General features: G+C 46.8%; 17 protein-coding genes. 6 read left to right on the top strand and 11 right to left on the bottom strand.

The features are described 5' to 3' along the window. Positions 1–147: 147 nt before the first annotated feature. From QT984_RS21820 to QT984_RS21810, 3 genes are all read left to right on the top strand, one after another. Entirely contained in the window at positions 148–6,876 is a 6,729-nt protein-coding gene (locus QT984_RS21820; protein WP_333374925.1) for a translocation/assembly module TamB domain-containing protein, read from the top strand. A gap of 117 nt (positions 6,877–6,993) precedes the next feature. Continuing rightward, positions 6,994–7,359, top strand: a complete 366-nt coding sequence (locus QT984_RS21815; RefSeq protein ID WP_333233107.1) for a hypothetical protein — start codon at positions 6,994–6,996, stop codon at positions 7,357–7,359. Between the two features lie 145 nt (positions 7,360–7,504). Beyond that, a complete protein-coding gene (locus QT984_RS21810) occupies positions 7,505–8,488 on the top strand; it encodes an Rpn family recombination-promoting nuclease/putative transposase (protein ID WP_333233106.1) in 984 nt (327 codons plus the stop codon). A 71-nt stretch (positions 8,489–8,559) separates the two neighbouring features. Here QT984_RS21810 and QT984_RS21805 read toward each other — a convergent pair whose 3' ends face one another. The 9 genes from QT984_RS21805 to QT984_RS21765 all read right to left on the bottom strand — a co-directional run bounded on the left by QT984_RS21805 (position 8,560) and on the right by QT984_RS21765 (position 12,977). Continuing rightward, the gene (locus QT984_RS21805; protein ID WP_333233104.1) at positions 8,560–9,063 is read right to left on the bottom strand and encodes a DUF2243 domain-containing protein; all 504 of its coding nucleotides are present in this window, start codon (positions 9,061–9,063) and stop codon (positions 8,560–8,562) included. 169 nt (positions 9,064–9,232) lie between these two features. Further along, positions 9,233–9,589 (bottom strand): type II toxin-antitoxin system PemK/MazF family toxin, encoded by a 357-nt coding sequence (locus QT984_RS21800; protein WP_333233102.1) that lies wholly within the window; start codon positions 9,587–9,589, stop codon positions 9,233–9,235. Beyond that, positions 9,583–9,831 carry an AbrB/MazE/SpoVT family DNA-binding domain-containing protein gene (locus QT984_RS21795; RefSeq protein ID WP_015174616.1) on the bottom strand — a complete coding sequence of 83 codons (249 nt, stop codon included), beginning with the start codon at positions 9,829–9,831 and terminating at the stop codon, positions 9,583–9,585. Before QT984_RS21795 ends, QT984_RS21800 begins: the two co-directional genes overlap by 7 nt. 121 nt (positions 9,832–9,952) lie before the next feature. Next, a complete protein-coding gene (locus tag QT984_RS21790) occupies positions 9,953–10,177 on the bottom strand; it encodes a hypothetical protein (RefSeq protein ID WP_333233100.1) in 225 nt (74 codons plus the stop codon). After that, on the bottom strand, positions 10,164–10,460 hold the full coding sequence (locus QT984_RS21785) for a hypothetical protein (protein WP_333233098.1): 297 nt from the start codon (positions 10,458–10,460) through the stop codon (positions 10,164–10,166). The genes QT984_RS21790 and QT984_RS21785 overlap by 14 nt, the downstream gene beginning before the upstream one ends. A gap of 17 nt (positions 10,461–10,477) precedes the next feature. Further along, a complete protein-coding gene (locus QT984_RS21780) occupies positions 10,478–10,720 on the bottom strand; it encodes a YgiT-type zinc finger protein (RefSeq protein WP_333233096.1) in 243 nt (80 codons plus the stop codon). Between the two features lie 2 nt (positions 10,721–10,722). Beyond that, positions 10,723–11,034, bottom strand: coding sequence for a DUF4258 domain-containing protein (locus QT984_RS21775; RefSeq protein ID WP_333233094.1), 312 nt, complete (start codon positions 11,032–11,034; stop codon positions 10,723–10,725). A gap of 247 nt (positions 11,035–11,281) precedes the next feature. Continuing rightward, positions 11,282–12,724 carry a serine/threonine-protein kinase gene (locus QT984_RS21770; protein ID WP_333233092.1) on the bottom strand — a complete coding sequence of 481 codons (1,443 nt, stop codon included), beginning with the start codon at positions 12,722–12,724 and terminating at the stop codon, positions 11,282–11,284. A 73-nt stretch (positions 12,725–12,797) separates the two neighbouring features. Continuing rightward, entirely contained in the window at positions 12,798–12,977 is a 180-nt protein-coding gene (locus QT984_RS21765) for a hypothetical protein (protein WP_333374921.1), read from the bottom strand. A gap of 40 nt (positions 12,978–13,017) precedes the next feature. On the opposite strand from QT984_RS21765, the gene ispG reads away from it, so the two are divergent. Then, the gene (ispG, locus tag QT984_RS21760; RefSeq protein ID WP_333374919.1) at positions 13,018–14,238 is read left to right on the top strand and encodes a (E)-4-hydroxy-3-methylbut-2-enyl-diphosphate synthase; all 1,221 of its coding nucleotides are present in this window, start codon (positions 13,018–13,020) and stop codon (positions 14,236–14,238) included. An 18-nt stretch (positions 14,239–14,256) separates the two neighbouring features. On the opposite strand, the gene QT984_RS21755 is transcribed toward ispG, so the two are convergent. Beyond that, positions 14,257–14,379, bottom strand: coding sequence for a hypothetical protein (locus tag QT984_RS21755; protein WP_333374918.1), 123 nt, complete (start codon positions 14,377–14,379; stop codon positions 14,257–14,259). 218 nt (positions 14,380–14,597) lie between these two features. Here QT984_RS21755 and ctpC point away from each other — a divergent pair, with 218 nt between their 5' ends. Continuing rightward, positions 14,598–15,953 (top strand): carboxyl-terminal processing protease CtpC, encoded by a 1,356-nt coding sequence (gene ctpC / locus QT984_RS21750; RefSeq protein ID WP_333053137.1) that lies wholly within the window; start codon positions 14,598–14,600, stop codon positions 15,951–15,953. Positions 15,954–16,086: 133 nt separating this feature from the next. On the opposite strand, the gene QT984_RS21745 is transcribed toward ctpC, so the two are convergent. Continuing rightward, entirely contained in the window at positions 16,087–16,293 is a 207-nt protein-coding gene (locus tag QT984_RS21745) for a DDE transposase family protein (RefSeq protein WP_333053135.1), read from the bottom strand. A gap of 411 nt (positions 16,294–16,704) precedes the next feature. On the opposite strand from QT984_RS21745, the gene QT984_RS21740 reads away from it, so the two are divergent. Continuing rightward, a partial coding sequence (locus QT984_RS21740) for a cation-translocating P-type ATPase (protein ID WP_333374916.1) occupies positions 16,705–18,662 on the top strand: 1,958 nt, incomplete at its 3' end.

Here is an 18,662-nt window from a genome sequence, read left to right as displayed (position 1 = left end):
GCAACGCTAACGCCCCTACGGCACTTCCTACCTCACTTGTGAGTCTACCAAAGGCAGAAGCCACCCAGGCGGATCGCAGAAATTATACCTGTCTAAAATCGGCTGATTCCCTTAATTCCTGAATTCTCTGATTTCTGAGAAACACCCATGACTAACTCCGACGATAACAAAAATCAACTCGCACCCCGTCCCCACCGCCGCTGGTGGCGTCTGCTGCTGCTTAGCGGTACGGGATTGACCATTCTCGGCTTGGTTGGGGTTGCCGTAGCACAGGCGTGGGTGCGGGAAAAGTTAGCTCCTTTGGTGGAAACTGAAGTCAGTCAGTTGCTGGAGCGGCCTGTGCAACTCGGACGTTTGGAGAGATTTTCTCCGACAAGTTTGCGGTTTGGCCGATCGACTTTACCTGCAACTCCTACAGATCCCGATTACGCTTCTACAGAAGCAGTGGAAGTGCAATTTTCAATTTGGCCGCTGCTGTTCAACCGCACTCTCAAATTAGATATTACTTTAGTTAAACCCAACGCTTATATCGAACAGGATGCTACAGGCCGCTGGGTTAATCTTCCCACTGCCGAGCGGAAATCTCCGGGTTTATTTAAAACTGAACTTGAGGCAATTCGAGCTGAAAATGCCGCCGCAGTTTTGGTGCCGAGTCCCGCAGTTGGACAGAAAACTTCGGCTCCGATTTCTGTAAGCTTGAAAAATGGCAGTGCTCTATTTCGCGACCAAAATCAGCGCATTCTCTACGAACTAAACGGTCAGTTTACTAATAGCGATAATTTTATAGTAAAAGCAGATTCTCTGTTACCTGCTGCTCAAACTAACCTACAGTTGCAAGGTCAAAATTTGCCTTTGCCCGACCTCGATCGCTTGCTGAAATTTCCCGGTATTTATTTACAAAAAGGTCTGGCTAACGGCAATTTGACCGTGCAATTGCGAGACAATAAAGTATCGGGAATTACCGGAACGGCTAGTTTTGGAGGAGTGCAAGCGAGTATTTCTCCCTTAAAACAAATTATACAAAATAGCAGCGGTCAGTTGCGGTTTCAGGAAACTAATTTGATAGTCGATAATCTGGTGGCTAATTACGGTTTAATTCCGCTGAGAATAGCAGGAACAGTTGCCACTGGAACTAATTTTAATCTCCAACAAGCTAGCTTCAATCTGACAACGAACGTGCAACCAGTCGCTTTGGCAAGTGTTGTCAGTGCGGTGGAAACAGAGTTAGGGAAGAAAGTAGTATTACCCGTGGCTGTGGCGGGGGAAGTGAAGGCGGATGCCAAGCTGACTGGAACAGTTGCAATGCCGGTGCTGACAGGTACGATCGCCTCGACCAAACCCGCTACAGTCGATCGACTGCAATTAAACAATATTAGCACTAATTTCAAATTGGAACGCGGGAGAATGGCTCAAACCCCAACTCCCAATTCTCAATCTTCTATTCCCCCGTTTTCCTCTTTAGCTTTGACTTTGAGCGATATGTTGGTAGTGCCGGCGGCGGGTGGTAAAATTGGCGGGAAAGGTGAAGTCGATATCAGGTTGGGAAGTGAGAATTCGCGATCGGGTTTGGTGTTTGACTTCCAAGCTGAAAACGTGCCGGCAGATAATCTCGCCCAAATTTACGATCTCCCGCTTCCTGCTACTGTTAACATTGGCAGTGTGTCCGCAAAAGCTCAAATTTTCGGCCCGTTAGACAACATTCAAGCTAGAGTTCAATGGCAAGCACCGCAAGGGACTTTCCCCGCAGCGGGCTCCATTCGAGCCGGAGGAAATTCGGCGGATTTGCAAAATACGGTTGTGAAAATTGGCGACGCTTCTGTTAATGTGGATGCTGCGCTAAAAGACCGTCAATGGCAAGCTTTGATCGAGGGCAATGGCGTGGATCTCAACAGTTTGCAGCAAGTCCTGCCAGACCTTAATTTGCCTCCTGAACGGGTTGGTTTGTTCAGCGGAACAGCCGAAGCTGCGGGAACTCTGGACGATTTGAGTTTAAATGCGATCGCTGCGATGGGCAAAGGAAGGCTGAATATTGCTGACAGTATTGTTGATGTTGATGCCGAACTAGAATCGGGAAGGTGGCAAGTTTTTGGCAACACTGAAAAAGTTGCTGTCAATCAATTAATTGATATTGGCTTGCCGTTTTTAGCACGGGAAACGACCGCAAATCTAGACAATCTAAAATCCAAAGTCGAAAATCTAAAATCGTTAGGCGGGCAGCTAGCAGGTGAATTTCAAATCGCGGGCAATGTTGACAATTTGACTGCCGGCGGAATCAATGTTAATGCCAACGGTAGACTCAATTTTGCCGACAGCAATGTCAATTTACAAGGAGAATTAGTAGCGGGAAACTGGCAAGCAACAGCACAAACCGATCGCACTTCCATCAACCGCTTGGTAGATTTGACACTGCCGATTTTAGATGTGGCTTCAGCATTCAATCCCGAAAATCAGCAATCGGCCAATCTCAACAATCTAAAATCCAAAATCCAAAATCTAAAATCGATCGGCGGACTGCTATCGAGTCAATTTACAGCATCGGGAACTCTTGACAATTTGACTGCTAGCAGCATCAATGCCAGCGGCAGCGGTAGACTCAATCTTGCCGACAGTGATGTTAATTTTAAAGGAGAATTGGCAGAGGGAAATTGGCAGGGAACAGCAGAAACCGATCGCACTTCGATCGGCCGCTTGGTAGATTTAGGATTGCCGCTGTTAGATATTGGCTTAGCTTTCACTGCTGACAATCCCCAAACAGTCGCCAACCTCAACAATCTAAAATCCAAAATCCAAAATCTAAAATCGATTGACGGACAAATATCCAATCAAATTCAAGCCAGCGGCAATCTTGATAATTCAACCGCCGCCGATATTTCTGTCAACAGCAGCGGCCAACTCAATATTGCCGACGGTACTCTTGCTTTTAGAGGTAAATTAGAAGACAGACGCTGGCAAGCTTTCGCCGATGCCGATCGAGTTATTCTCAGCCGCTTAGCACTAGATTTGGGAATACCTATTTTAGATGTAGCTTCAGCATTTAATCCCGGAAGTCAGCAAACTGCCAACATCAACAATCTAAAATCCAAAATCCAAAATCTAAAATCGATTGACGGCAGAGTTAACGGCGAATTCCAAGCAGCGGGTAGTTTGGATAACTTGACAGCGAAGGGAATTAGTGCTAGTGGAGAAGGAGTGATTTTGGTCGATCGACTCGGGGCGATCGATACTACGGCAAAATTAGAAAACGGCAACTTGCAAGCATTGCTGGAAACCAACGGAATTGCCGTCAGTAATTTAGAACAAACCCTCAAACAAACAGGTTTGCTGACAGCGGATTTACCGCCAGAAATTGACGGAACCCTCGACGGCCAAGTCCGCATTTTGGGAACAGTAGATAATCTAACCGCCAACGGCATCACCGCCAACGGCGACGGACAAATTCGACTCGCCAACGGCGGAGGAATTGTCAATGCTAAAGGCAGCGCCGCGTCGGGGAATTGGCGCGCGTCAATCGAGGGCGAGCAAATTGCTCTAAGTCGCTTCCAGCAAGCCTTTGAGTCGCAGCGACAAAGCTTGCAAACCGGAGGTGTAGTCTCCGGTGCCCAAAATCTCCCCCAGCTTGCAGGACTGTTTAACGGCAATATCAATTTATCCGGGCCGATTGGGGCGGGCACGGGGGCACCGCCCCTACAAAATGTTCGCGCTGGCGGCAGTTTCCGCATCTCGGAATTGCCGTTTTTGAACCAACCTTTTGAGGCAGTATTTAATTGGGACGGCCAACGGGTGGAAATAGAGAACGCCACAACTCCCGGTTTAACAGCAAACGGCTTTGTTAACGTCGAACTCGAAGGTAAAGGAGGGCCCTCAATTTCCAACTTAGATTTGGATGTCAAACTCGCCAACTTTAATCTGGAAGCCTTGCCGGCAGAACAATTAGCATTTTTGAGACCAATTGGTCTCAAAAATCCTTCAGAGAATAATCTTCCCCTGCGCGGCAATGTCGATTTTACCGGCAGTCTCAGCGGAACCCTCGCCGCCCTCAGCTTAGTTGGCGACGTGGAAGTGCGGGATTTAGCAGTAAATCAAGTCGCTTTTGACCCGGTACTGGCGGGGAGTGTGAATGCGGATGCTGGGAAAAGTGTAGATTTGCGTTTGGCCGGTCGCCAAGACAAAATTGAAGTCGCTTTAAATCAATCTTTTCTGCCGACATCTTTCTTAATTCAACGCGGGGAATCTGTGGCTAGGGGCCAAACCGAGGGAGAAACTTTGCGAGTTAATTTAAGCGATTTTCCCCTCGCTGCTTTGAATCTATCACCGGGGAAAGAGGCCGGTTTGGGGCCGATAACTGGTACGGTTTCGGGACAAGTAAATGTGCCCGGTTGGAAGATGCCGTTAAATCCGGCGACTTTGCAAGCAAATGGACAAATTGCGATCGCCCAACCGGCGATCGGCTACATTAAAGGTGACAGTTTCCAAGCCGAATTCAGCTACGCTAACGGCAGCGCCACTCTCACAAACGGCATATTCCGCCAAGGCAGCGGTCAATACTTAATTTCCGGCAATGTTCAAACAGGGCCAAACCCGCAATTTGCCGGAAAAGTTAACGTCCAGCAAGGCAATTTGCAGCAGGTTTTAACCGCTTTGCAATATTTCAATTTAGGCGACTTAGCTAGAGGCTTAAAACCTCCGGTTTACGGTGACAGTGGCGACGTGCAAACTGTGGCAGTGGGAGAACCAGAATCCCCGCTAATCGAACAGTTGCGCCGTTTGGCAGAAATTGAAATACTTTTGCAGCAGCAACAAGCAGTGGAAGCATCAGAAAAATTGCCTCCCTTATCCCAATTGCAAGGCACTTTTGGGGCGGAAATTGCTGTCGCCGGTTCTTTGCAAACTGGTGTGCAAGCTCAATTTAACGTCAAAGGTGATAACTGGCAGTGGGGAGAATATGTCGCTGAAACGTTCAGCCTTGAAGGCAGTTTTCAGGACGGAATCTTAACTGTTTTGCCTCTGGAAATTCGATCGGGCAAAAGTGCGATCGGCTTTTCGGGACAACTCGGGCAAAAAGCTCAATCCGGGCAGTTGCGCGTAGAAAATGTGCCCGTCGAAGAGTTAGCAAAACTGGTGGAATTGCCTTTTGTGGATGTCACGGGAAATTTGAATTTGCGGGCGAATTTGGCTGGCAGTTTGGAAAACCCGCAAGCCACCGGAGAATTGAGTTTGGTTGAGGGTACGCTAAACGGAGAACCGATTAAACAAGCCGACGGCAGTTTCAGTTACAGCAATGCCCGCCTGAATTTTGGTGGCAGCGCTTTGGTAACTCAAACCGAACCGATTGAAGTGCAGGGAAGTTTGCCTTTTGAGTTGCCGTTTGCAGCCGTGAAGGCTGACAGCAATCAAATCGATTTGAGGGCGAATTTGCAAAATGAAGGTTTGGCAATTATTAATGTATTGACTCCGCAAGTTGCGTGGGTCAGCGGCAAGGGACAGGTGCAAATTCGCGTGGGAGGGACGCTGGAAGACCCTGTAGCGCAAGGAATTGCAAATTTTGAAAATGCAACCGTCCGCGCGCAAGCCTTCCCAGAACCGCTGACAGGGCTGACTGGGACGGTGCGCTTTGAGGGCGATCGTATTCGGGTAGAAGGAATTCGGGGACAGTTGAGTCAGGGAGAAGTGGTCGCCGCTGGCGTGATTCCGCTGTCTGTGCCCTTTGCTGAGGGCGATGTCGATGCGGATAATCCCCTGGCTGTGAATCTCGACAAGTTGGCAGTGAACCTCAGAGGATTGTACAGCGGCGGCGTTGTTGGTCAAGTGCAGGCAAGGGGCACGGCTAGGCGTCCGCAGTTGAGCGGTAATATTGAACTGTACGACGGTGAAGTATTTCTTCGGAGTCCCGGCGGCGGCACAACTCAGTTAGCTTCTTCCTCTTCTGCTTCCGATTCGGATTCTGATTCGACATCTTCTGCTTCTCCTGCGACTGAGGTTTCTGATTCCCCTTCTGCTGCGACTTCCCCTTCCCCTTCCCCTTCCTTTGAAGTTGGATTAAACGATTTGCGGCTGAATTTGGGCCGGGGAATTCGGGTAACAAGTGCGCCGATATTGAGTTTTCAGGCGACTGGGGGTTTGACGGTGAATGGAACTTTAGATGACCTTCGCCCGGAGGGTACGATTCGGTTGACTTCCGGGTCGGTAAATTTGTTTACAACGCAATTTAGACTCGATCGAGGATACCCGCAGACTGCGACCTTTGTACCAACACAAGGACTCGATCCGACGCTGGATGTGAGATTAGCAACTTCGGTGCAGGAAGTAACGCGGTTCCGCATTCCCGGCACATCTGTAGCCTCTGAAATAGCAGACGAACCGACAACTTTCGGCAATGTGCGGAGTGTCCGAGTTCAAGCGTTAGTGCAGGGAAGGGCTTCTCAGTTGGGGGAAAATCTTGAGTTAAGGAGTTCTCCGAGTCGATCGGAAATAGAAATTGTAGCGCTATTGGGAGGCAGTTTCGTGCAGACCTTGGGACAGGGAGACAGTACACTGGCGATCGCAAATTTAGCCGGTGCGGGTTTATTGAACAACCTTCAATCTGCGATTACCAACGCCACAGGATTGAGCGAATTTCGCTTATTTCCCACTCGAATTAGAGGCAACGAAGCACAAAGTGCTAGTTCCAGTTCAGGTGCGGGTTCTCTCGGTTTAGGTTTAGAAGTTGGGTTTGACATCACGCGCAATATTTCAGCATCAATCATTCGAGTTTTGTCAGCAAATCAACCGACAGAATTTACTGTGCGCTATCGATTGAGCGATAAACTTTTACTCAGAAGTTCCAGTAATTTTCAAGGAGACAACCGCGTCACCGCTGAATATGAATTGAGGTTTTAGGCATCAGCCAACAGCCAACAGCCAACAGTTACCAATCTCTCAATAATTTGCTATAATAGTAACAGCAGCAAATTGGTACTGCCAACCCCACACACAAGGTTATAGGAGTTAAGTCAAATGGCAAACAAACTCCAAGTTAATACACAGTCGATCGGCTACAGCGACTTTTACTGGAACCGCTTTAGTCCGAGAGTTGCGACTATCAGCAGCGTCCGCAACGCCAATCATTGGGAGGGCGGATTTATCACCTATATTGCATTTCCCACAAAAGTAGAAGCTACAGCAGCAATGAAATATTTGCTCTTGAATCAAAAAGCTGCTGATGTCGATATGCGGAAAGCCAAGCGAATGAAAGCAAAAGGCATTCGGTGGGAACTCAAAATTCGGGGTTTAGCTTTTAATGAAGTGCTGAAGCTTGCGACGATGGATATAACTGGAAAGCTAGAGATGTCCCCTAATGCTACTACTCAAGCCACAGGCTGATAAAAGCATTCAGATAATAGGTTGGGTTGAGACAACAAAACCCAACCCTTCCAATATTTGTCAATCTCCACCTTCCTCTCTTTCCTCCTCCTCTGTGTCCTCAGCGCCCTCTGCGGTTAATTTCACAAAAACTCCTATAAAACATATGCGTTTCATCAGCCCCAAAACAGATTTTGCATTCAAAAAAATATTCGCTTCTTCCGAACATCCAGAAATTCTCATCAGCTTCCTAAATGCAATGCTGTATAACGGAGAACCCACTATTCAAGAATTAGAAATCATTGACCCTTATTCAGCCGGAAGCGTTACAGGATTGAAAGACACTTACCTGGATGTCAAAGCCAAGATTACCGGCAACAAAACCGTGATTGTGGAAATGCAGGTACTCAACGTCGCCGCTTTTGAAAAACGGGTAGTATACAATGCAGCTAAAACCTATTCAACTCAACTCAAAGCTGGAGACGGTTACTTAAGATTAAATCCAGTAATTGCTTTAACCATCACCGACTTTATCTTATTTGAAAACACCGAAAAACTAATCTCTAACTTTGAATTCACAGAAACCGAAGAGAAATTCGTCTATCCCAACTGCGAGTTAAAGTTAGTGTTTGTCGAGTTACCGAAATTCAAAAAAGAATTGAATGAACTCGAAACTCTGCCGGAAAAATGGCTCTACTTTATGAAAAACGCGCCCTCTTTGGAAGCAGTACCAGAGACATTGGGGTCTATTGAAGAGATTAATACCGCGCTGGGAATTGCCAACCGAGCAAATTTGACACTAGACGAATTGAATGATGTAGACAAGCGAGAAATGTTTATCCAAGACCAAATCGGGTCTGTGATGAAAGGGATAGAAATTGGTATACAACAGGGGATTGAACAGGGAATACAACAGGGAATCGAACAGGGAATTGAACAGGGGATAGAACAAGGAATCGAAAGGGGTAAAATTGAGGGGGAGATAGGATTAATTATGCGTCAGATCGTGCGGCGGGTGGGTGATATTACACAGGAAGTTCAAACTCGCATCCAGGGGTTATCTGGGGAACAGTTAGAGGATTTGGGAGAGGCTTTGTTGGATTTTAGGAGTCAAGAGGATTTGATTGCGTGGTTGGATTCGGCGGGATGAACTGAGGAGTTAAACAGAGACTGAGGGATTTTTAACGTGGAGTTGGTATAATTCCCAATCTCTGCATTCATTTAAACTTTAGTATCTGCGGGAACTTCCCTCTGTACCAGCATCCAACCTAACAGCGCTAAAATAAGACCGAGACCGAGAAATCCTAAATCCCAAGCTAACTCGTTGATACCGGGTTTGACGTGGTGGATTCCCAAAATTTGATGGTCAACAATGCCTTCAACAAAGTCAAACAATCCAGCACCAATTAATATTGAACCAAAAAAAGTTTGAGTTGACAAAGGAACATCTTTGCGCTTCACAGCACTCCACAAACAGCAGATTCCCGCCACTGTTACCAACCAATCCGCAGCGTGAAACAATCCATCTCCGAGGGTATTTAATTCTAAACCGGCAACGGTAGCATCGGTTTTAACGCTGCTAAACATATGGTGCCACTGGAGGAGTTGGTGCAGCACAATGCCGTCAAAAAAGCCGGATTGACCGATACCGAGGAGAATTCCTGCGATAATTAGAGGTCGGCGGTTGTTAACAGCGGTGGTTGGTGCGTTTGTGCGATCGTCCAATGGAAAACCTCAGATTATTTAACTGCTGAGCCTGGGTCGGTGAAGGGATTTGCCAGTACATTTTTTAGTTTTGCTGGGGAGGAGGGGCGATCGCATCATCCGCGAGAGAGATTTCTGGATACTCTTGATGCTTAATGCCAACTACAAATCTAGTTTATAATTTGATTAACTATTCATCAACAGTCATATTCTCAAACAAAATAGGTTGAATTCGCCTCAAAACTTCCTCAATTATATCTGAGCGACATTCACTAAGAAAACTTGCTTGCCTTGCGCGATAATCTAAAGAACGGAGTTGATCCGTCATAATTACACCTGTTATCGGTTCACCTTCGGGAATGGGAACATAAAACGGATTTTTGCGTTGTGTGTTGCTAATGGGACAGACGAACACAAACCCCATTTTTCGGTTAAATTTAGTTTGACTCACCACCAGTGCAGGCCTAGTCCCCATTTGTTCGTGTCCTGCTTGAGGATCAAAATTGAGGCGAATAAAATGACCTCGTTCGGGGATATAGTTTACCAAACTTCCTCTCCTTCTGGTTTTCCCCAAGAGACTTCTTCGCTAGATTCTATTTCGCCTGCCAATAATTCATCTAGGGTATACTTTGATATTTTATTATTTACAGGCTCTATGACCAGTTTCCCATTTTCTATGCTGCAAATTACTGAATCTTCGGCTTTAAGGTTGAGAAACTTTACTATGTAGTCTGGTATTGGCAAAGCCAAGGAATTACCTAATTTGCTGATGTGTATTTTGGCGGTCATACATTTGCGATGTTAACACTCAGGTTTATTTATTGTAACACAATATTGGGCGGGGCGGGTTTATTGAGATTGCTGTTTATAAACATAGATGTTGGTGAACCCGCCCCTACACAACCTTTGTCTATGCAAATACTGCTTCTACGGCTTTCGGCAATGCGATGGGTACGAAATATGCGACTGGATACAAATAATCTTCGCCGGATTCGTCAATAACTCGGATAAATTGATGTTCCGCAGCGCGATTATCCGGTATTATTCGATAGATTTTTCGCACTTCCAAGGATGCTTGATAGTCTTGATTGTTAATGCAAACTACAAATTGTGTTTCTAAGTTAAACTTCAACATATTTGCATAAAGTAGTCGGTTCAGAAGCAGTTGCCTCTGTCAACAAAATCGTCCCCTCAGTTGTCAATTCCCATCTATCACGAGGCGAACCTGTTTCTACATATCGCTGAACCAAGCCATCAGCAGCCAGTTTTTTTAAGACAACCATCATGTCAGGTTCTCGCGGTACATCTCGACGGGAAAGTGCATTCGCGAGTTCGTACCAACTCCACTTTCCTTGACCTTTAGCTACTAATTCCAGCAGCACTAATTCAAGCTGGGTTAATTGAGTTAGGTTTTTCATTCTTTTTATTGTATAACTTATCTAACTCGAAAAGATTGCCCCATCGCTTGAAATTCTTGAGTCTCTTCTCGCTGCAATTGCTGTCTAATTTTGGCAAATTTCCTAACTGTTTCCACAGAGTACAACCGTTCTCCACAGCTTAGGCAAACTTCAGCGGATACTTTTAAGATAGCAGTATGCTTGCCGCCCCGTAAAAGTTTATCGACTTCTTTGATAACTATTTCACCGCCGCAAATTGGGCATTTTTCTACAGATAGCATTGTTAATCTCTCCTTTGTATCCAATTAATCCATCGATTTGCATCTGGACGATAAACTGTGATTAGGATGGCTAGTTTATTACTAGGGACATAAGACCAAACACTGTGAATAGGATCGCCTCTAAAGCTTTCACCATAGATTAAGTATCGGGGATAGGGTTTTTCTTTGGGATAATTTTCTATGATTTCACCATAAAGGACGGAAAAGTAGATTTCATCAAATGAGAGATTATCATCCTCTGCTTCTTCATCAGCATGGTCTGTAATTCGCACCCTATTTTCTAATATTGCTTCTCTGATATCGTTGAGATTCATTCGTTGAAAGATAAGTTTGCCGGGAGGGAGAGTGGGATGCAGAAAATCCAGAAATTTTAGCGGTGGCTGAAAAATTTGTTTTTGCTAACTGTTATAACCCGCAAGTGGCGGGGCAGATACTACAAGAAACTACGCGAAAGCCAAAAGAAAGCGAGGACTCCCAGTGCCAGGTATCGGAAACGTAGAAGAGGCGAGGTTTCGTGGTTCAAGCTTTGGTTATTATAATCTTCACGAAACTCTGTAACCCTTAGATGTTACACTCTACAAGTCTCGACGCGAGAGAAGAGAGATTCCCTCCTCCACACACACCCCCCCCACACACTCCCAACCCACCCAATCTCGCCCCCACTGGGAGGTGCCCCCTATGTGCTTTGGTGTTGAATTTTAATTCGTTGTAGTACAACCATTTGTTATTCACACGCCAACCTATTCGATCGCCAAAAGCGTCCCAAATTTCCCGATCGTATTCTCTGCTTCCTCCCAGACTTTGATAGATGCGTTTCTGCACCGAAAAGCCGAAACGTCCGTTACTGTATTTTACCCAAAGTTGGTCAATAGTTCGTAAGTCTTCACAGGGGAATCGATCGATATCTTCAGCCCTCAGCCAGCCATCCCCCGCTCTCCCCGCTACTTCCAGCATTTTTATTGCCGTTTCCCCATCCGCCTCTTGCCATTTTCCGCTAGCCAACAGCCGATCGAGGTTGCGATAATTGACTCCTTTTGCTGAAATCAAATTTATACGTTGTGGCTGTGGCTGCGGGCTAGGAATATTTTGTTTGGGGCGCCAAAGGGTTCCTATCCATTGTAGAATTGGTGGCGGTGGCTGCGGGCTAGGAATCGTTGGTGAAACACCCCCTCTTTGTCCCCAATTGCCAATGGTGGCTTGTGGAAGCATAGCCAACCATTTTTCCACCGACTGAGGGCGCTTTGTCGCATCCATTTCCATCCCTTTCATAATTGCCTGATGCACCGCATCGCTAATATTAGGATTAATCTGAAACGGCGGCTTTAAAGGATGATTTAAAGCCCTCATAAATGCAGCAGTTGGTGGTGTTTTCGTTAGCAGATAGTATAGCGTTGCCGCCAGAGCATAAACATCTGTGTACTCAGCAAATCTGCCCATTTCCCCGTACTGTTCGGGAGGCGCAAAACCATGTGTTAACCCAAAAGTCATTTGTTGAGTGCGATCTGGAATAAAACCCCGCGCTAAACCAAAATCAATCAAAACTGCATCTTGATTGTCACGCACCATAATGTTTTGTGGCTTGATATCCCTATGGAGTAAACCTTTTTCGTGAACTACTATTACGGCTTCTCCTGCTTGGCAGATGTAGTTTAAAGCTTCAGTTTCTGACAAAATACCGCGCCTTTCCACCCATTTCCACAAATCTTCTCCTGCCACATATTCCATCGCAATGCAAGGCAAATTACCATGATCGAAATAGTTGTCTATTTGCACAATATTGGGATGCCTGCACACAGATAGCTTTACCGCCTCATCCCGGAATCTGTCCCGATACCGGGCAAAATTTGGATCTCTCAATAATTCATCTTTCAGCGTTTTGATGACAACCCGCTGCCTGTTTTGCGCCTTCTGCGCTAGGTACGTGACCCCAAAGCCGCCCTCACCTAACTTGCCTTCAATGATATACCGATCGCCATTTAACCCCTGCCCCGGTGTCCAAACCATTCTCCTCACCGCCAACCAATATTAATTTTTATCTCGGCCTAGCCTGTATTTTAACTGTATTTTTTACTGTAGTTTAGTTCCACCAGCCCAACTTCAGTTCGCCTTCCCGGTGATGGTTGGCTTTTAGTTCGATCGCCCTTTTGCGACATAATTCGATCGACAAATTCGCAGCAATCTCATTAAGAATCATAAATCGTAAAACCTGTTTGTCCAAACAGACCCTTTCTATGGCAACCTGAAAAACAGCAGACACATTTTTATAGACCTTAGTAACAAAACTCTAGCAACCAGTTATGCAAACTCTGCCGAACCCCACTAAAACCCCCACCACCGAACCAACCTTCGACACCACCATCAAACGCCGCAAAACCCGACCCGTCAAAGTCGGTAGCGTCACCATCGGCGGCGGCTACCCCGTCGTCGTACAGTCGATGATTAACGAAGACACCCTCGACATCGACGGTTCAGTCGCCGGAATTCGGCGCTTGCACGAGATTGGCTGCGAAATCGTCCGCGTCACCGTGCCCAGCATGGCCCACGCCAAAGCTTTAGCCGAAATCAAGCAAAAACTGCACGCCACCTACCAACCCGTGCCCCTCGTCGCCGATGTCCACCACAACGGCATGAAAATTGCTCTCGAAGTGGCCAAACACGTAGACAAAGTGAGAATCAATCCCGGACTTTACGTGTTCGAGAAGCCGAAAGCCGACAGAACCGAATACACCGACGCCGAATTCGCGGAAATTGGCGCAAAAATCCGCGAAACCCTGGAACCTTTGGTGATTTCCCTGCGCGACCAAGGCAAAGCTTTGCGAATCGGCGTCAATCACGGTTCCCTCGCCGAACGGATGCTGTTTACCTACGGCGACACGCCCGAAGGCATGGTAGAATCGGCCCTGGAATTCATCAAAATTTGCGAATCCCTCGACTTCCGCAACATCGTACTTTCCCTGAAAGCCTCCCGTGCACCCGTGATGGTTGCTGCTTACCGGTTGATGGTGCACCGGATGGACGAACTCGGCATGGATTACCCGCTGCATTTGGGCGTCACGGAAGCAGGAGACGGCGAATACGGCCGCATCAAATCCACCGCAGGCCTGGCACCGCTGCTAACTGACGGTATCGGCGACACCATCCGCGTCTCGCTGACAGAGGCCCCAGAAAAGGAGATTCCCGTCTGCTACAGCATTCTGCAAGCCTTGGGACTGCGGAAAACGATGGTTGAGTATGTCGCTTGTCCTTCCTGCGGTCGCACTTTGTTTAATTTAGAGGAAGTGTTACACCAAGTGAGAGAGGCCACCAAGCATCTCACGGGTTTGGATATAGCAGTAATGGGCTGTATTGTCAATGGGCCCGGAGAAATGGCTGATGCTGATTACGGCTACGTCGGGAAGCAACCGGGTTATATTTCGCTGTACCGGGGCCGGGAAGAAATTAAGAAGGTGCCGGAAGACCGAGGGGTGGCAGAATTGATTGATTTGATTAAATCGGACGATCGCTGGGTCGATCCTTAGCCGATTCTTTCTCTGTTGCTAGAGTTCGACAGTCCGACAGTCCGACAGTCCGACAGTCCGACAGTTCGACAGTTCGACAGTCCGACAGTCCGACAGTCCGACAGTCCGACAGTCCGACAGGGGTTGAAACCCCTGTCTCATAGCTGAAGTCGGTTTAAACCGACTGAAGAGCACCTTTATCAGAAGCTGCAGGGCCTGTTCCACAAAGAGTGAGTGTTCTTGGGGGGTGGGCACGCGAGCCCGCCCTGAATAGAAGTCGGCAAAGTGGAAAATATATGTACGCCAAAGGCGAGCGGGCCTTGCCTGTGTTAGATTGAGCGTAATTATTCTGAACTCTTTTCGTCCCGCGCGTCAGACAAATGGTTATAACAAAACGAGGGCTTGTTCTAAGTGCAGCAGCGGTGGTACTCACTGCTGTAACTCTTGCGAACACTGGTTGCAGTTCTAAATCTCTGGCTTCTTTTCGGGGAAGCCCTAAAGAGTTGGTTGATGAAGTTTGGCAGATTATTGACAAAAGTTATGTTGATGGCACTTTTAACCAGGTTGACTGGAAAGCGGTGCGAAATGATTATTTGAACCGGACTTATACCAGCGACGACGAAGCTTACAAAGCAATTCGGGAAATGTTGAAGAAGCTGGATGATCCTTATACGCGGTTTATGGACCCTCAAGAGTTCAGAAATATGCAGGTTGAAACTTCTGGGGAACTGACAGGAGTTGGGATTCAGTTGACTCAAGATGAGGAAACTAAGAAGTTGGTGGTGATTTCGCCGATCGAAGATACCCCTGCTTTTAGTGCTGGTATTCTGGCAAAAGATATCATTACTAAGATTGACGGCAAGAGCACAGAAGGCATGGATACGAATCAAGCAGTAAGTTTGATTCGCGGTCAGGTGAATACTGAGGTGACGCTGACTATTTTGCGGGGAAACAAGGAATTAGACTTTAAACTGAAACGCGCTAAAATTGAAATTCATCCTGTGCGGAAGTCGGTGCAGAAAACTCCCATCGGAGAAGTCGGCTATATTCGCTTAAATCAGTTTAGTGCCAATGCTGCATCGGAAATGCGATCGGCAATTAAGGATTTGGAACAGAAAAAAGTAACGGGCTATATTTTAGACTTGCGTTCCAATCCCGGCGGGTTGCTGTACGGAAGTATTGAAATTGCTCGAATGTGGCTCAAAGAAGGTACGATCGTCTCGACGGTCGATCGAGTCGGTGAGGCTGATAAACAAACGGCAAATAAGGGAGCGATCACAGACAAACCGTTAGTTATACTGGTAGACGGCGGTTCAGCAAGTGCTAGCGAGATTCTATCCGGTGCTTTGCAAGACAACAAACGCGCGGTTTTGGTGGGAACAAAGACCTTTGGTAAAGGTTTAGTTCAGTCAGTACGCGGCGTGGGAAATGGTGCCGGTTTGGCGGTGACAATTGCCAAGTATTTTACTCCCAACGGCACTGATATCAACAAGGCCGGGATTGAACCGGATTTTAAGGTAGAACTCACCGAGGCTCAAAAACAGGAATTGAGGCGCGATCGCGATAAAATTGCTACGACTGCCGATCCGCAATATGCGAAAGCTATGGAAGTTTTGACAAAGCAAGTTACTGGTAAAACAGGGAACAATAAGGCGGAGGCGAAACCGAATGCTGCGCCAGCTAAGCCGAATGCGGCGCAAGCAAAACCGAGTGCGGCACCGGCTAAATCCAAGTAGTTTTTAGTCACAAAAACTTCAGTAAAGAAGGACTAAAGTCCTCACTACGAACCAGCTTTGTAGTGAGGAATTTAGTCCTTCTTATCTTCAATCTTCAATCTTCAATCTAAAATCTAAAATCTAAAATCTAAAATTAGGTTGGTTGGCATTTGCCGGCGCGAATTAAACCGATGCGGCGGGCGATGGCATCTTCGGGCGAATCGTAAGGGCCCCACTTTTCAATAATACTGGGGTTTTGTTCTTCGAGTTGCGCGATCCTCTGCGAGGGTTCCGCCAACGGCAAAATCTCGCAATTACCCGCAGGACGTTTGACAATATAAAATTTTGGTGTTTCTGTCATAGCTAAATTCGTCAAATAAAAGCTGGATACTAACTAGGCAATTGGCTCATTATAAGCTGAGGCGCATCTACATTTGACAATCAAATTCGAGCAAATTCTTGTGGGGAGTAGGGGCCCTAGCGTCCCGCCCGCCCAAAAATACAATTTAGATGCGTAACAGCTTATCAAATAACGAAACGGCAATGCAGTGTCCCAAGCGTGTTTTAGCATTAAACCCGCCTTCCATTAGTGGCTGAAACCCCCGCCGGAATAAGGATTTAACCGCCTGGAACTAATAAGAATTAAAAAAAACTAACACTTTGGGAAGATGCCACCAAATTTATCTATGATAAAAATATAGACATTTGTCTCAACACTGCATTAAACCCTTTCAGAACTACCCAAATATTCTAATCTATACCAAAAAAAACCATGCAATTTTTGCCCAAAACAATCCCCGAAATTCAACCAGAAATCCTACCAGTTAACGAATCACCGCCTGAACTTGTTACTTTCGATGTCGGCGGGATGAAATGTGCCGGCTGCGCGAAAGCTGTGGAACGCCAACTCATGCAGTATTCAGGCGTCATTTCCGCTTGCGTTAACTTGGCCGTAGAAGTCGCGACGGTTGAGTGTCAACCGGGGGCTGTCGATGCAGAAGCTTTAGCGAAAAAGTTGACTGATAATGGATTTCCCTCTCAGTCTCGTTGTGGTGAAAATCAGCGGGAAGCAGAAGCGGCAACAATTGAACGACGGCGACAAGAAATTAGACAGCAAATCAAGCAATTGACGATCGCCCTTATCCTAATTATTCTATCCGGTTTAGGTCACGTACTCGGCACAAAAGCCCCAATTCTCAGCAATATTTGGTTTCACTGGGGACTCGCCACCCTCGCTTTGCTGCTACCGGGCCGCCCGATTATCGTTGATGGGTGCCGCAGTTTGTGGCGAAATGCACCCAACATGAATACTTTGGTAGCTTTAGGCGCTGTTACAGCTTACACCGCTAGCAACGCGGCGCTGCTGTTTCCACGGATGGGATGGGAGTGCTTTTTTGATGAACCGGTGATGCTGCTGGGCTTTATTTTGTTGGGCAAAACTCTCGAACAGCAAGCCAGACGGCGCGCTGCATCAGCTTTGCAAGCTTTAATCGCATTGCAACCGGCGAAAGCCCGCTTAGTTGATTTTAAACTTTCGAGTTTAGATTTGCGATCGGAAGAATTGCCTTTAAACTCGACATCAGAAGTCTACGATCCACAATACATTGAAATTCCTGCCGATCGCGTCCGAGTCGGAGAATGGCTGCAAGTTTTGCCAGGGGAAAAAATACCGGTAGATGGTGAAGTCTGCGAAGGCAAAACAACCATAGATGAGTCGATGCTGACTGGCGAATCAATGCCGGTTTTGAAGCAACCAGGAGATACAGTTGTCGCCGGAACTATCAATAAATCCGGGGCAGTTGTGATGCGGGCAACTCGCACCGGTAAGGAAACAACTGTAGCTCAAATGGTGGCTTTGGTGCAGGCAGCCCAAACTCGCAAAGCGCCGATTCAAAATTTAGCTGATACTGTCGCGGGATATTTTGTGTATGGGGTGATGGGGATATCGGTTTTAACTTTCCTATTTTGGTATTTTGCGGGCACTCATATTTGGCCTTCTGTGCTTTTAGGACACGGGGCAATGGATATTATGGGACACGGGGCAATGAATATGGGAAATGAATTGCCAATTATCCATTATCAATCGCCTTTGCTGTTAAGTTTGAAATTGGCGATCGCAGTTTTAGTTATTGCTTGTCCTTGCGCTTTGGGATTGGCTACCCCAACTGCAATTTTAGTCGGTTCTGGCATCGGGGCGGAGCGCGGGCTTTTAATTCGCGGTGGTGATGTTTTAGAACGGGTGCATCAATTAGATACGGTGGTTTTTGATAAGACTGGCACTCTGACAACCGGAAATCTCACACTCACAGATTATTTGCCGATTTTCCAGAATTCGGAGTGGGATTTGAACTCGGATATTAATGTTGGAAACAGGCAAGATGTTTGTTCCACAATTGATGGGGTTTCTGGCAACAGGCAAGATGCCTGTTCCACAATTGATGGGGTTTCTGGCAACAGGCAAGATGCCTGTTCCACAATTGATGGGGTTTCTGGAGGCAAACAAAATGTTTGTTTCACAATTGATGGGGTTTCTGGCAACAGGCAAGATGCCTGTTCCACAATTGATGGGGTTTCTGGAGGCAAACAAGATGTTTGTTCCACAATTGATGGGGTTTCTGGCAACAGTCAAGATGCCTGTTCCACAATTGATGGAGTTTCTGGCAACAGGCAAGATGCCTGTTCCACAATTGATGGGGTTTCTGGCAACAGGCAAGATGCCTGTTCCACAAT

It is taken from the genome of Microcoleus sp. Z1_B2 (assembly GCF_036700325.1).
In the GTDB taxonomy this organism is placed as follows: Bacteria; Cyanobacteriota; Cyanobacteriia; order Cyanobacteriales; family Microcoleaceae; genus Microcoleus.
This window is presented reverse-complemented; position numbering and strand designations above follow the sequence as displayed.

Coding starts and splice junctions, on each gene's coding strand:
- ispG (WP_333374919.1), top strand. CDS start 13,018: ATGCAAACTCTGCCGAACCCCACTAAAACCCCCACCACCGAACCAACC.
- QT984_RS21780 (WP_333233096.1), bottom strand. CDS start 10,720: ATGCTATCTGTAGAAAAATGCCCAATTTGCGGCGGTGAAATAGTTATC.
- QT984_RS21785 (WP_333233098.1), bottom strand. CDS start 10,460: ATGAAAAACCTAACTCAATTAACCCAGCTTGAATTAGTGCTGCTGGAA.
- QT984_RS21790 (WP_333233100.1), bottom strand. CDS start 10,177: ATGTTGAAGTTTAACTTAGAAACACAATTTGTAGTTTGCATTAACAAT.
- QT984_RS21745 (WP_333053135.1), bottom strand. CDS start 16,293: ATGACAGAAACACCAAAATTTTATATTGTCAAACGTCCTGCGGGTAAT.
- QT984_RS21820 (WP_333374925.1), top strand. CDS start 148: ATGACTAACTCCGACGATAACAAAAATCAACTCGCACCCCGTCCCCAC.
- QT984_RS21770 (WP_333233092.1), bottom strand. CDS start 12,724: ATGGTTTGGACACCGGGGCAGGGGTTAAATGGCGATCGGTATATCATT.
- QT984_RS21815 (WP_333233107.1), top strand. CDS start 6,994: ATGGCAAACAAACTCCAAGTTAATACACAGTCGATCGGCTACAGCGAC.
- QT984_RS21810 (WP_333233106.1), top strand. CDS start 7,505: ATGCGTTTCATCAGCCCCAAAACAGATTTTGCATTCAAAAAAATATTC.
- QT984_RS21775 (WP_333233094.1), bottom strand. CDS start 11,034: ATGAATCTCAACGATATCAGAGAAGCAATATTAGAAAATAGGGTGCGA.
- QT984_RS21755 (WP_333374918.1), bottom strand. CDS start 14,379: ATGAGACAGGGGTTTCAACCCCTGTCGGACTGTCGGACTGTCGGACTG.
- QT984_RS21795 (WP_015174616.1), bottom strand. CDS start 9,831: ATGACCGCCAAAATACACATCAGCAAATTAGGTAATTCCTTGGCTTTG.
- ctpC (WP_333053137.1), top strand. CDS start 14,598: ATGGTTATAACAAAACGAGGGCTTGTTCTAAGTGCAGCAGCGGTGGTA.